Source organism: Streptomyces sp. Xyl84, from assembly GCF_059731885.1.
Genome location: NZ_AP029182.1, coordinates 953,477 through 966,430, shown reverse-complemented (window position 1 = coordinate 966,430; position 12,954 = coordinate 953,477). Strand labels below are relative to the sequence as shown.

12 protein-coding genes, 1 tRNA gene and 1 pseudogene are annotated in these 12,954 nt (G+C 74.9%); 5 read left to right on the top strand and 9 right to left on the bottom strand.

Annotation, left to right across the window (positions count from 1 at the left end; genetic code table 11):
- Window positions 1-85: 85 nt before the first annotated feature.
- The 4 genes and pseudogenes from iolD to AC6I72_RS04110 all read right to left on the bottom strand — a co-directional run bounded on the left by iolD (window position 86) and on the right by AC6I72_RS04110 (window position 5,303).
- On the bottom strand, window positions 86-1,948 hold the full coding sequence (gene iolD / locus AC6I72_RS04125; RefSeq protein ID WP_498004583.1) for a 3D-(3,5/4)-trihydroxycyclohexane-1,2-dione acylhydrolase (decyclizing): 1,863 nt from the start codon (window positions 1,946-1,948) through the stop codon (window positions 86-88).
- Between the two features lie 71 nt (window positions 1,949-2,019).
- Window positions 2,020-2,907, bottom strand: a pseudogene (gene iolB, locus AC6I72_RS04120) (5-deoxy-glucuronate isomerase); the annotation flags it as partial.
- Window positions 2,908-3,136: 229 nt separating this feature from the next.
- Window positions 3,137-4,015: a Cgl0159 family (beta/alpha)8-fold protein gene (locus AC6I72_RS04115; RefSeq protein WP_497999503.1), complete on the bottom strand. Its 879-nt coding sequence runs from the start codon at window positions 4,013-4,015 to the stop codon at window positions 3,137-3,139.
- An 85-nt stretch (window positions 4,016-4,100) separates the two neighbouring features.
- Window positions 4,101-5,303 (bottom strand): IS110 family RNA-guided transposase, encoded by a 1,203-nt coding sequence (locus AC6I72_RS04110; protein ID WP_497999502.1) that lies wholly within the window; start codon window positions 5,301-5,303, stop codon window positions 4,101-4,103.
- A 750-nt stretch (window positions 5,304-6,053) separates the two neighbouring features.
- Here AC6I72_RS04110 and AC6I72_RS04105 point away from each other — a divergent pair.
- Entirely contained in the window at window positions 6,054-6,662 is a 609-nt protein-coding gene (locus AC6I72_RS04105) for a GPP34 family phosphoprotein (RefSeq protein ID WP_497999501.1), read from the top strand.
- Between the two features lie 193 nt (window positions 6,663-6,855).
- On the opposite strand, the gene AC6I72_RS04100 is transcribed toward AC6I72_RS04105, so the two are convergent.
- Window positions 6,856-7,209, bottom strand: coding sequence for a cupin domain-containing protein (locus AC6I72_RS04100; RefSeq protein ID WP_497999500.1), 354 nt, complete (start codon window positions 7,207-7,209; stop codon window positions 6,856-6,858).
- Between the two features lie 224 nt (window positions 7,210-7,433).
- On the opposite strand from AC6I72_RS04100, the gene AC6I72_RS04095 reads away from it, so the two are divergent.
- Window positions 7,434-7,949, top strand: a complete 516-nt coding sequence (locus AC6I72_RS04095; protein ID WP_497999499.1) for a hypothetical protein — start codon at window positions 7,434-7,436, stop codon at window positions 7,947-7,949.
- 139 nt (window positions 7,950-8,088) lie between these two features.
- On the opposite strand, the gene AC6I72_RS04090 is transcribed toward AC6I72_RS04095, so the two are convergent.
- Both AC6I72_RS04090 and AC6I72_RS04085 read right to left on the bottom strand, forming a co-directional pair.
- Complete coding sequence (locus tag AC6I72_RS04090) at window positions 8,089-8,898, bottom strand: helix-turn-helix domain-containing protein (protein WP_497999498.1); 810 nt, start codon at window positions 8,896-8,898, stop codon at window positions 8,089-8,091.
- A gap of 258 nt (window positions 8,899-9,156) precedes the next feature.
- Entirely contained in the window at window positions 9,157-9,588 is a 432-nt protein-coding gene (locus AC6I72_RS04085; RefSeq protein WP_497999497.1) for an SH3 domain-containing protein, read from the bottom strand.
- 327 nt (window positions 9,589-9,915) lie between these two features.
- On the opposite strand from AC6I72_RS04085, the gene AC6I72_RS04080 reads away from it, so the two are divergent.
- Window positions 9,916-10,455 (top strand): MarR family winged helix-turn-helix transcriptional regulator, encoded by a 540-nt coding sequence (locus AC6I72_RS04080; protein WP_497999496.1) that lies wholly within the window; start codon window positions 9,916-9,918, stop codon window positions 10,453-10,455.
- A 64-nt stretch (window positions 10,456-10,519) separates the two neighbouring features.
- Window positions 10,520-10,593, top strand: a tRNA-Pro gene (locus AC6I72_RS04075).
- Window positions 10,594-10,696: 103 nt separating this feature from the next.
- Here the strand turns inward: AC6I72_RS04075 and AC6I72_RS04070 are convergent.
- Window positions 10,697-11,677 carry a methyltransferase gene (locus AC6I72_RS04070; protein WP_497999495.1) on the bottom strand — a complete coding sequence of 327 codons (981 nt, stop codon included), beginning with the start codon at window positions 11,675-11,677 and terminating at the stop codon, window positions 10,697-10,699.
- A gap of 230 nt (window positions 11,678-11,907) precedes the next feature.
- Between AC6I72_RS04070 and AC6I72_RS04065 the strand changes: the two genes are divergently transcribed.
- On the top strand, window positions 11,908-12,132 hold the full coding sequence (locus AC6I72_RS04065; protein ID WP_037862261.1) for a hypothetical protein: 225 nt from the start codon (window positions 11,908-11,910) through the stop codon (window positions 12,130-12,132).
- 41 nt (window positions 12,133-12,173) lie between these two features.
- On the opposite strand, the gene AC6I72_RS04060 is transcribed toward AC6I72_RS04065, so the two are convergent.
- A complete protein-coding gene (locus tag AC6I72_RS04060; protein WP_497999494.1) occupies window positions 12,174-12,839 on the bottom strand; it encodes a TetR/AcrR family transcriptional regulator C-terminal domain-containing protein in 666 nt (221 codons plus the stop codon).
- Window positions 12,840-12,954 lie beyond the last annotated feature (115 nt).

Sequence of the window (12,954 nt, the reverse complement as noted above, 5' to 3'; positions counted from 1 at the left end):
GACCGGTCACCTGGTCAACCGGCGGCGGGGCCCGCGGTCACGGCCGCGGCCGGGTGACATGGCGGGCGGGGGAGGAGCCGGCGTCCTACAGGGGGCGGCGGCGGGCGGTGACCTCCTGCTCGTAGCGCTTGCGGGCCTCGACGGCGGCCTCGCGGGCAGCCACCTCGGCCACCGGGACGTCCCACCAGGCCTCGGCGGGCGGCGCGGCAGCCGCCGCCGCTGTGCCGGTGTCCGTCTCGACGTACACGCAGGTCGGGCGGTGGGCGGCGCGAGCCGTGCGCAGTGCCGCGCGCAGCTCGCCCACGGTCTTGGCGCGCAGGACGTCCATGCCGAGGCTGGCGGCGTTGGCGGCGAGGTCGACCGGGAGCGGGGCGCCGGTGAAGGAGCCGTCGGGGGCGCGGTGGCGGTAGGCGGTGCCGAAGCGTTCGGCGCCCACCGACTCCGACAGGCCGCCGATGGAGGCGTACCCGTGGTTCTGGACCAGCAGCAGTTTGACGGGCAGATCCTCCTGGACGGCCGTGACGATCTCGGTCGGCATCATCAGGTAGGTGCCGTCGCCGACCAGGGCCCACACCGGCGTGTCCGGCGCCGCCTGCTGCACGCCGACGGCGGCCGGGATCTCGTAGCCCATGCAGGAGTAGCCGTACTCCAGGTGGTACTGGCGCGGTGAGCGGGCCCGCCACAGTCTGTGCAGGTCGCCGGGGAGCGAACCGGCCGCGTTGATCACCACGTCCTCGTCGCCCACCACCGCGTCCAGGGCGCCGAGGACCTGGGCCTGCGTGGGCACCGCGCTGTCGTCGGGGGCGGCGAAGGCGGCCTCCGTCACCCGCTGCCACCGCTCCTTCCCGGCGCGGTACTCGCCCTCGTAGGCGGGGTCGACACGGTGCCCGGCCAGCGCGTCGACGAGCGCGGCGAGACCGGCCCGCGCGTCGCAGACGAGGGTGGCCGCCGCCATCTTGTGCGCGTCGAACGCGGTGATGTTCAGGTTGACGAAACGGATGTGCGGGTGCTGGAAGAGCGTGCCGGAGGCGGTGGTGAAGTCCGTGTAGCGGGTGCCGACACCGATGACGAGGTCGGCGCTGCGGGCCAGGTCGTCGCTGACCGCCGTGCCGGTGTGCCCGATCCCGCCGAGGTCGGCCGGGTGGTCGTACCGCAGCGAGCCCTTGCCGGCCTGCGTGGAGGCGACCGGGATGCCGGTGGCGTCGGCGAGCGCCCGCAGCGCGTCCTCGGCCGCGCTGTGGTGGACGCCGCCGCCCGCGACGATCAGCGGGCGGGCGGCGGACCTGATCGCCGCGACCGCGTCGGCGAGTTCGGCCGGGTCGGGGGCGGGCCGCCGGATCCGCCACACGCGTTCGGCGAAGAACTCCTCCGGCCAGTCGTGGGCCTCCGCCTGGACGTCCTGCGGCAGCGCGAGCGTGACGGCGCCGGTCTCGGCCGGGTCGGTCAGGACGCGCACGGCGTTCAGCGCGGACGGCACCAGCGCCTCGGGACGGGTGACGCGGTCGAAGAAGCGGGAGACCGGGCGCAGGGTGTCGTTGACGGACACGTCCGCCGCCGTCGGGTGCTCCAGTTGCTGCAGCAGCGGGTCGGCGGGGTGCGTGGCGAAGTAGTCGCCGGGCAGCAGCAGGACGGGCAGGCGGTTGACGGTGGCCAGGGCCGCCCCCGTGACGAGGTTGGTGGCACCGGGGCCGATGGACGTCGTGACCGCCTGGGCGGACAGCCGGCCGCGCTGCCGGGCGAAGGCGACGGCCGCGTGCACCATCGCCTGTTCGTTGCGGCCCTGGTGGAACGGCATCACGTCCGCGTGCTCGACGAGTGCCTGGCCGATCCCGGCCACGTTCCCGTGGCCGAAGATGCCCCAGGTGCCGGCGATCAGCCGCTGCCGTACCCCGTCGCGCTCGGTGTACTGGGCGGCGAGGAAGCGGATCAGCGCCTGGGCGACCGTCAGACGGCAGGTGCGGGTGCCGGGGCCGGACCCGGGGCTGTGGCCGGGGCCGGGACGGGAGGGGTGGCTGTGGGTCACGGGGTCTGCTCCGGTGCCGAGTAGAGGGGAAGTCGCGGGTCGACGGGCTGTCCGGGCCAGGTGCCGCGGATCCAGGCGTGGTCGGGGTGGTCCCGGATCAGCCAGGCGCGTTCGGTGCCGGGGCCCGCCATGACGTTGAGGTAGTACATGTGGTGGCCGGGCACGGCCATCGACGGACCGTGCCAGCCGTCCGGGATCAGCACCACGTCGCCGTCGCGCACCTCGGCCAGCACGTCCGTGTCCCGGCCGGGCCCCGACGGGGAGACCCGCTGGTAGCCCAGACCGGGGGTGCCGTCGTGGCCGGCGAACTCGAAGTAGTAGATCTCCTCCAGGAGCGACTCCGCGCCGGGCCGGTGCTCGTCGTGCTTGTGCGGCGGGTACGACGACCAGTTGCCGCCCGGGGTGAGCACCTCGACGGCGATCAGGGCGTCACAGTCCCACACCCCCGCGGCGGCGAAGTTGTTGACCTGGCGGGAGCACGGGCCGCTGCCGCGCAGTTCGACCGGAACACCGCAGGCCGCACCGTAGCGGGCGGGCAGGCGCCGGGTGCAGCGGGCGCCGGTGAGCGCGAAGCGCCCGCCGCCGGCGGACGAGACGGTCGTCCGGGCGTCCCGGGGCACGTAGGCGAAGTCGCTCACGCCGCTGAACACGCTCGCCCGGCCGGTGAGCGCGAACGTGTCGTGGCCCGAGGCGCCGGCGCAGGCGACCGCGCAGCCCCCGCTCAGCGGCAGCACGATCCACTCGCTGTCGCCGGTGTCGAAGGTGTGCGAGCCGCCCGGCGCCAGCTCCAGGACCCGGAGGGAGCAGTGGCCCCAGCCGGCGGACTCGGGGGTGACGTGCACCGCGTAGGGGCCGTGGGCAGCCCGGCCGGCCCGGAGGTGGTACGGACTCGCCGGGCCGGTCGGGCCGTCAGATCGGGTGGGGCCGGCGGGGCCGGTGGGTCGGTCAGGTCCGGTCGGGGTTGCCGGGCCGGCCGGGCCGTCAGGTCCGGTGAGGTCTGCGGAGCCGGTGGGTTCGTCCGGTCCGGTGGGTCGGTCAGATCCGGTGGGTCGGTCGGGCCCGGTGGGTCCGGGGCGCGGGGGCGTGCGGGTCATCGGGTGCGGTCCCTCCTCGTCACAGCAGGCTCACGGCGGTGTCGACCGCGTCCTCGGCACCGCCCTTCGCGGGGCAGAGCGGTGAACGGCCCACGACCAGCTCCTGGACGGCGGGCAGCCGCAGCGCCTTCCGCCGGCGCGCGTAGGACCTCTCCTGGTCGTCACCGACCTTCCCGCCCAGCAGCACGGCGGACAGGGTGGAGGTCGCCAGGACCTCGGCCATGTCGTCCGGGTCCGCCGTGACCGGCACCTTCCGCCAGGTGCACGCGGAGGTGCCGCCCAGGCCGGAGGCGATGGCGAGGGGACGGGTGACGGCCCCGGCGGACAGGTCGTCGACGATCCTGCCGTCCACCCGGCGCGAGATGAACGGCTCGACGAACACCCGCAGGCGCGCCACGGCCATCTCGTCCACCGTCCGTGCCGCGGACTCCGTGGCGGCCGGCGAGCCGGGGCCGTCGTAGTCGATGCGCGGCAGCAGTTCGCCGGCGCCGAAGCGGAGCCGGGCGACGTCGCGGGCGCGCTCGCCGGTGAAGCGGTCGTCCGTCTCGAAGGACGCGCCCGCCGGACCACCGCGGTTCATGCAGCCCATGACCACCTTGCCGTCGAGTGCGCCGAGGAGCAGCAGGTCCTCCAGTATGTCGGCGCAGGCGCGCACTCCGTCGACACCGGGCCGGGACAGGGGCGCGCACAGGCGCTCCGGCAGCCCGGCGCGGTCGGCCAGGGCGAGGCCGCGCTCCCCGGCACCGGGCGCGCCGCGCGCGGGACGGCCGGCGGCCACGATCAGCAGCCGTCCGCTGTTCCCGGCCAACGGGCGGCGCACCCGGCGCTCGGCCGCCTCGGCCACGGCGCAGGGGTGCCGGACTCCGCCCGAGGTGAGGCCGGGGATGCGGACGCTCAAGGGAGGGCTCCGTTCAGGAGGCGCACGGCGGGGCTCCGTTCAGGCGGTCGGCGGTCGGCGGGGGGGGGTGCCTCTATGTCTTTCGTCAAGCGAGTCGAGGGTTCCTCGGTTCGTAGAAGGTTCCGTCGCGGAGCATGGCGAACAGGACGCTGATGCGGTGGCGGGCGAGGCGGAGGAGGGCCTGGGTGTGGGTCTTGCCGCGGGCTCGGCAGCGGTCGTAGTAGGTGCGGGAGGCGGGATCGTGGAGGGCTGCGAACGCGGAGAGGAACATCGCCCGTTTCAGCTGCCGGTTCCCGCCTCTGGGGGCGTGTTCACCATGGATCGACGTGCCGGACTGCCGGGTTGCCGGGGCGAGGCCGGCGTAGGAGGCCAGGTGGGCGGCGGTGGGAAAGCTGCTGCCGTCACCGACGGTGGTCAGGAGGACTGCGGCGGTCCTGACTCCGATGCCGGGCATCGACGTCAGGACCTCGGAAAGAGGGTGGGCCTCCAGCAGGGCTTCGATCCTGGCCTGAAGGGCCCGGCGTTGTTCGTGGACGGCGGCCAGCGACTTCGCCAGCGACGGGACGATCACGTCGAGAGTGCCGGTGCCGGGGACGGTGACGGTCTGTTCGTCGAGTGCGGTGAAGATGTCGTCGACCAGCCGCTCGGCCATCCGCGGTGCCCTCGGACGGACGATCTCGACCAGCCTGCGGCGGCCTGCCTTGCGCAGGGCCTGCGGGGATCCGTAGCGCTCGAGGAGCCAGGTGACGGCCTGGTGGTCCAGGCGGGGGCCGAGGACGCGTTCGAGGCTGGGGTGGAACTGGGTGAGCAGGCCGCGGATGCGGTTGGAGGTGCGGTTGGCCTCGCCGGCGAGGTCCTGGTCGAAGCCGACCAGCATGGTCAGCTCGGCGGTGGCCTCGTCGGTCAGGTCGAGGGTGCGCAGGGTGTGGGGCATGGTGCGGGCGGCGTCCGCGATGACGGCGGCGTCCTTCGCGTCGGTCTTGGCCTCGCCGGGGTAGAGGTCGGCGATCCTGCGCATTGCCAGGCCGGGCAGGTAGGCGACCTGGCAGCCGGTGTCCCGGGCGACGGTCAGCGGCAGGGCGCCGATGGAGGCGGGCTGGTCCACGACCACCAGGACGGTGCCGAACTTGGTCTTGAGCTTGTCGAAGACGGCCCGCAGCTTTGGTTCGCTGTTCGGCAACGCCTTGTCGAAGACCGTCTTCCCGGCCGGGGTCAGACCGTGTCCGTGATGCGTCTGCTTGCCGACGTCCAGGCCCAGGAAGACGTCCACCCCGTCGATGCTGATCACCGTGCCCCCACATGCGTCGATGCGTGCCGGCCCCAGGGTCGGGAGCCGTTCTCGCGCAGCCACGTTATGCAGACCTGCCGCCCGCGAGCGGCCGGGCATTGCGCCCGGCAGGACGGTGGTCGGACCTCTGATCAGCGTCTCCGACGGCACCCCTCGGACCCGGTGACACCACCCCCCAGGTCATCCGATCGACAGGGGGCAACAGTCATGCCGGGCCCGGAGGCCAGCGGCCCTCTTGCAGGACCGCGAAAAAGATAACGGGGGGCGATGGGCGATGGGCGGTCGGCGGAGGAGGGGCGGAGGGACGGGGGCGCAGGGGCGGGCCGGCGCAGGCAGGTCTTCGGCCGCGTCAGGGGTAGGCCGGGACACGGCGGGTAGGGATCGACCCCGTCGGGGGAGGGCGGGCGGGGCCGGGAGCCCGCCGTCCCCAGGTGTAGGGCTCGCGGCAGCGCGGTGTCAATACTTTGTTCTAACATTCGGACCTGACCGTGGCCGGCCCGGCCCGGCGCGGGCCCTGGCTCCGGCGGGATCCGTGGTCCGGCCCGGTCCGGCCCTGTCTGCCGGTCCGGTCCCGTCCGCCGGTCCCGTGCCGCCTGCCGGTGCGGGTCCGCTCCCTCGCCCGGCCTCGCTCCCCGTTCCCAGCCGCTCCCGCCGCGCTACAGTCGGCCGGGTACGGCATCACCAGGCGCCACGTCCCGCGCCGGTCGCCCGGCGGCGCGGGGCCGGACACGCCCTTCGACGGGGAGCCTCATGAGCACACCGCGTGACCTGATGATCGTCGCCCTGGACGTGGCGTCCGCCCGGCCCGTGGAGCGCGGGGACCTCGCGCTCGCCCTGGCGGGGGCGGAGGCGTACGACCTGCTCCGGGCGGAGGCGATCGGGCTGGACGGCGGCGGCCGGATCCTGCCCCGGCCGCGAACCCGGCTCGGTGACCGCCTCCTGGACGAGGCCGCCGCCGCACTCCTGCGCGAGGCCCCCTACGAATCGTTGCCGGACTGGCTGTGGCGGCGCGGTCGCGGCCTGGCCCCGGCCTACCTGGCGGCGCTGGAGGAGGAGGGGCAGGTGACGTGGGAGCGCACCCGCCGGCTGCCCTTCCGCGGCTCGCGCACCGTCCTCGGCGACACCGAGGCGCGGCGGCGGGCGGCGTTCCGCTGGGCCGCGGACGAGCCGGTGCTGCTGGCGCTGGCCGCGGCGGCCGGGATCCGCGACGAGATCACCCCCGACGAGCCGGCGGTCACCGACGACGCGGTCCTCACCGTGCTCGCCACCGTGCACGACGCCGTGATGGAGCTGGAGGCGGTGCGCCGGCGCCGCGCCATCGAGGAGGCCGCCTTCGCGAACGTCTGGCGCGGCGCGTGAGAGCGGCGGCGCGCCGGGCCGTCACCGGGACCGTCTCGCCACGGCACGTGTCCGGCCTGCCGGCGCAGCCCGCCGCCCGGTGACCCGCGCCGCAGGCAGACGGCCCGCGTCACGACCCGCGCCGGACCCGGGCGGGTCCCGCCGCCCGGTGCTGCGCGCCCCCCGGGTCCCGCCGGCTCCGGGGCGTCCCCGCTCAGAGGTTGACGGCGTACACCTTGCGCAGCGTCTCGTGCACCGTCCACGTCGTACGGTCGCCCTCGCGCAGCACCGCCATGTCCCCGGGGCCGACGCGCAGGGTCGGGCCGCCCTCCACCTCGATGGTCGCCGACCCGCTGACCACGACGAACAGTTCGTCCGCCTCGGTGTCGGTGACGACCCCGGGCGTGATCTGCCAGATCCCGCGCGCCTGACGGCCGTCCGCCGACTCCCAGACGACCTTCCCGGTCACCTCGGGCGAGCCGGAGACGATCTGCCCGGGGGCGAGCGGCTCGGGAGTCAGCTCGGCATCGAGAACACCGGGCACGTGGAGAACGAAGCTGCGGTCCATGCACGGACCCTAATGGGCCCCCGCGCCCCGGCGATCTGGACAGAGTGTGGGGGATCGGCCCGGACGCCCGGACACTTCGTCGCGGGGTGGGGACCCCATGAGGCCGGAGGCGGGGTGTGGTGGCCGCAGCGATGCGGTGCAGGCGGCCGTGGAGTGGCGGGGGCCGGTGCTTCGGGTGATCGTGGGGAGGATCCGTCCTCGTACGCCCGGGAAGCGAGCAGCCCATGGCGGACCCCGCGACGGCCGTCCCCGGACGGCCCGCGCACGACGACACGCGGTCCCTCCTGCTCTTCGGCGGGGTCTACGGCGCCGTGGTGGCCAGCGCCATGGTCGCGGCGCTGACCGAGTACGGGCACAGCTCGCCGGGCGCCCGCCGCTACGACGCGGCCTGGCTGCTGGTGACCGCGTTCGCCTCGGCCCTGGCGCACGGTTACTCCCACTACATCGCCGAGCGCGGTCCGCGCCGGCGCGGCGAGGCGCTGCGGGCGCTCGCCGCGGAGTGGCCGCTGGTCGTGGCCATGCTGCCCACGGTGCTGATCCTCGCCGGCGCGGGCTGGGGCTGGTGGTCCGCGGAGGGAGTGGAGTATCCGGCGTTCGTCTTCAACATCGCGCTGCTGTTCGTGCTGGGGCTGCTCTCGGCGCGATGGGCGGGGCGCCGCTGGGCGATCGTGCTGGCCACGGGCGTGGTGGACGCCCTGTTCGGCCTGATCGTGGTGGTGGCCAACGCGGTCATCAAGTAGGCCCCTCGCCCGCGCGCCGGCCGCCGGGCAGGCCGGGCGGCCGCGTTCCGTGCGGCGGGGTCGCCCGCGGCGGCAGCGCCCGCGGGGACGGGCCGCGACGGGCCGCGAACCGGTGCGGCGCCGGGCACCCGGGCGCGGATCACGGCTCACCGCCCGCATCGGCGTCCAGGCCGGTGCAGGCCACCTCACCGTTCACCTCGGCGCACGCCTCCACCCCGCGCGGCGAGGAGGCGGCCAGCATCGGACTGGTGTCACTCGCGGTGTCCCCGGCGGGGTAGGCGGCCGACAGCACGTCCTCACCGGCCCGTACGGAGATCTCCCGGGCCACCGCGCCCCGCACGCCGACCTGCGACCAGGCGGTGTGGCAGGACGGTGACCAGCGCAGCCGTACCGTGTACGTCGCGTCGGACACGGTGCTCCTGGTCTGCGCGTCCCGCCCGCAGGCGGAGGCGCCGGGCAACGCGCCTTCGCAGGAGCGGCCGTGGCAGCGCATGGGGGTGAACGCCGCCCGTGAGCCCGGCGAGGCGCCGCGCGAGGACGCGGCCAGGGCGGTGGCGACCGCGGCGGCCGCGGTCAGCAGGGTGAGCGCCGGCAGCAGCGGCAGCCGGCGCCGCCGGACGGGCGGGCGGCCGGACCCGCCGGGCGCGCCCGGTACTGCGGCCCCGCCCTGGGCGGCCCCGCGCTGGGCGGGTACGGCGGGTCCGGTGCCGTCCGCGGCTTCCCACAGGGCCAGCACCGGGGCGGGGTCGGCGCCCGCGAGACGGGCCAGGGCCTCCACGGCCGAGCGGGGCGGGTGCTTGGCCCCGCTGAGGTAGCGGTGCCAGGCGGACTTGCTGTAGGGGGTGCGCGTGGCGAGCGCCGCCAGGCTCAGGCCCGTACGGTCCCTCAGTTCGCGCAGGGTCGCCACCAGCGGCACGGGGGACGCTGCCGCTTCTTGGGGCTGCCGCATCTCGCTGCTCCCGACTCCGTTCCCGCTTCGGGTGTTTCACCCCGGATGTTCGGATGGTTTCCCTGGCCCGGCGTGCCGCCACACATCCGGAAGGTGTGAGGACGGTGAGCCGGGGGCGTGCGGAGGTGCGGCCGCGTCCGGGTGCGCCGGGGCGCGCGGCCGCGTCCGGCGGGCCCCGGCGCGGCGCGGGCCCGGCGCGGGGGCCACGGGGTCCCCGCGCCGGGCGGTCGTGTCACCGGGTGCGTGCGGCGAGCCGCGTCAGCACCACGGCACGGTGCCGCGCACCACCCGTACGTAGTGGGCGGAGACGTAGCCGCGTACGTGGGCGAGCCGGTACCACTGGTGCGTGCCGTGCACCCGGGACCCGTACGTCCGGCACCTGAGCGCCACCAGCCGGCCCGCGTGCCGTACGCCGATCACGCGGTAGCGGGTGCCCGGGCCGGAGCGGACGTTCAGCGACGCGCGGTGGGTGACCACCCGGCCGAGGGGGTGGTGCGAACGCCTGTGCGTGGCCGTGTGGTTGACGCGGTGTGCGGGCGGGAGAGCCCGGCCGGGGAGCGGGTTCGGGGCGGTCGCCGAGGCCGCGGCGCGCGGGGCGGGGGCGGCCGGGGCGGCATCGGCGGCGGCGGGCACGAGCGCGAGCATCGCGACCGTGGCCAGCAGGCCGCCGGTGAGGGTCCGTCGGATCATGGAAACCTCCGGGCTGTCGTTCCGTGACCACGTGCCGTGATCACCTGCCGCCCAGCGTGTCCGGGCCGGCCGCCGGCGATGCCGTCCCCGCGTCCCGGGGACGGCGGGGACGTCCCGGGGGACCGTCCTGCGGGCGCGGTGCCGGCCGCCACCGTGATTGCGCTCGGGAAGCTTCCCCGGCGCGGCCGGGGGAGTGCGGGGGCACGGCGTCCGGGGTGGGCGCCGTGGTGGGGCGACGGCGCAGGAAGGACCGGCCGGCGGTGGGCGCTCACCGCGCGTGCACTCGCGAATTAGTTGAGTAACGCAACGATATGGTAAACTGGGGGTATGTCCACAGCATCCTCGCCCCCCGGACCCGTCTCGCCCGAAGTGGCCGAGATCGAGCGCGCTCTCACCCGGATCACGTACCTGAGCACGCGGGCCCGGCAGCACGAGAAGCTGATGGGCCTGGCCGGGGTCCCGCTGGACCGTGCCGCGGTGGCGCTGCTGCGCCAGATCGCCGACTCGGAGCCGCTGCGGCCCGGCGAGCTGGCCCACCGCCTCGGCGTGGAAGCCTCCCACGTCACCCGCACCGTGCAGCAACTGGAGAAGTCCGGGTACGTCACCCGCGTCCCCGACCCGGACGACCGCAGGGCCCAGCGCATCCGGCTCACCGAGCAGGGCCGGGACGCCATCGCCCGGGTCCGCGAGGTCGGTGCCCGCGGCATGGAGGCCGCCCTGTCCGGCTGGTCCGCCGACGAACTGCGCCGGCTCGCCACCCTGTTCCACCGCATGGTCGACGACTTCCTCGCCTACGCCAACGACGTCGACGCCGAGACCGAGCCCGCAGGCGAAGCCGCCCCCCGCGCGGGCACCCGCACCGGCTGAGAGCAGTCACGCGCGTGCGGTAGTGTTGACCCGCGCGTTCACACGGGACACCGTACGGACGCACCGGGACGTGGCGCAGCTTGGTAGCGCACTTGACTGGGGGTCAAGGGGTCGCAGGTTCAAATCCTGTCGTCCCGACGGTGTGAAGGGTCTTCGCGGGCGAGAGTCCGCGAGGGCCCTTCTCGCATGAGGGGGGCTGCCGGACCGGCCCTGAGTCCGGTGAGGCTGTGTTCGGCCACCGTCAGGCCAGGCGCGCCTCGATCACGCTCTGCGGCGGAGTGGTGGGCGTCACCGAGGTGAGTGCGAAGCCCGCCCGCCGGAGCAGTGCGTGCCACTCGGCGCGGGTGCGCTCGCGTCCGCCGTTGTTCGCCATCACCTCGATGTCGATGAACTTCGCCCAGTCGAACCGGTCGTCCTCGGCGACGACCGTCTCGATCAGGACCAGCCGCGCGTCCTCCCGGCCCCGCATCGCGGCGGCGACCTCCGCGAGCAGCTCGGCGCAGGCGTCGTCGCCGTAGCAGTGCAGCACGTTCTTGAGCACGTAGGCGTCGGCGCCGGCCGGGAGTTCACCGATCGGGCGGAAGGTGATCCGGGAGGCCAGGGGACCGCCGGCGAGCCGGGCGCGCGCGGTGTCCAGGGCGTCGGGGCGGTCGATGAGGATCCCGCGGGCCTCGGGGAGCGCGGTGAGCAGCCCGGCGAGCAGCTCGCCGTTGCCGCCGCCGACGTCGGCGAGGACCCGGTAGCGGCTGAAGTCGTAGTCCTTCGTCACGTCTTCGGCGAGTTCCGCCGTCAGCGGGCCCCAGGCACCCTGGTAGCGGCGCGCCAACTCGGGTGCCTGCTCCAGGTGTTCGAACAACGGGCGGCCGTGCACCCGGTCGAAGCCGGGGCCGTTGCCCCGTACGGTGTCGGTGAGCGCGGCGAAGGAGGCCATCGTCGCCGGGTCGCCCATGAACAGGGCGAAGTCGCGCAGGCTGTTGGGCACGCCCGCGCGGAGCTTCTCGCCCACCTCCGTGGTGCGCCAGCCCCCGCCGTCGGGGTCGCGTGCCACCACGCCCAGGCAGGCGGCGGCGCGCAGGATCCGCTCCAGGGCGTCGGCGTCGGCGCCGACCCGCGCGGCGAGACCGTGGGTGTCCAGGGGACCGTCCGCGAGCGCCTCCGCGACGTCGAGTTCGGCGAGCGCGATGATCGGCTGCGCCATCCACTTGCCCGCGACCAGGCTCATCAGCCTTACGTGCGGGGGGAGTTGGGCCTGATCGTATCCGTTCGACGGGGTCATGGAGTGCCTCCTGGGCGGCGGATTCGAGACGTTCGCACCGAGCCTGCTAACACTGTTCGCACATGATGCTAGCCTCGGTTCCACGAGCACGACAGACCCCTCTGGTCGGCATCGATCGGCAGCAGCGCGACACGGCGTCGGCTTGAGTTCGACACGGGTTCAGGTGGGGAGGAACCATGAGGTGGCCGTGGCAGGGCGATCCGGAGGAACGGGCCCGCCGTGACGTGGAGCAGCGCGAGCGCGACGAACTCCGGCGCCAGGCAGAGGAGTTGCGCGACGAGCGCCGCGCCGCCGAGGAGGCCGAACGCGACCGGGCGCAGCGCGAACGCCAGCAGGCCCGGGAGCAGGCCCGGGCACAGGCGCAGCAGGAGCGGCGGCAGAACCGGCGATGGCGCCGATGACCCGCTGCCGCCGCGCATCGCCCGGTGCGCGGCGGGGCGGCTCACGCCGCGCCGGACTCCGCGATCCGCAGCGCCAGCCCGTCGAGCAGCAGGTCCAGCCCGTAGCGGAACCGCGCGTCCAGGCCCGGCTCGGCCAGGTACGGTGCCGCCTCGCGGACCCGCGCGAACTCCTCGTCCGGGAAGTGTTCGAGCAGGTCACGGGTGGTCGTGAGGACCAGCTCCCGGCTCAGGCCCGCCGCGTTGGACGCGGACAGCGGTGCCTTCTCGTGCAGCACGAAACCCTGCACGTGGACGACCACCAGGTACAGCACGTACGCGGAGTCGCGCTCGTTCAGGCCGGCGGTCCGCAGCGTCTCCAGCATCGGCTCCATCAGCCGCACCAGGTTCTTGCCGACGGCGAACCGGCCGGCCACGACGCGCTCGGCGTCCTTGTGGTCCAGGAGGAACGCGCGGTAGGTGGTGGCCACCCGGGTCAGGTACGAGCGCCAGTCGTCGTCGGGACCGTGCTCGACGGTCGGCTCGAAGTCGCCGAAGAGCGAGTCGGCCACCAGGTCGACCAGCTCCTCCTTGTTGTGCACGTGCCGGTACAGCGAGGCGGCCTGGGTGTCCAGGCGCTCGGCGAGCCGGCGCATCGACAGGGACTCCAGCCCGTCGTCCTCGATCAGCTCCCGGGCGCAGCGCGTGATCGCCGCGGCCGACAGGGGCACGGCGCGACGGGCGGTGCCCCCGGGTGACCGGCGCGTCATCGCGATGACCTCATCCCGTTCCCACCGAGTGCCGGGCGCGTACGGCGCCCGGCCGACGCAGACGTATTGGAGTGAT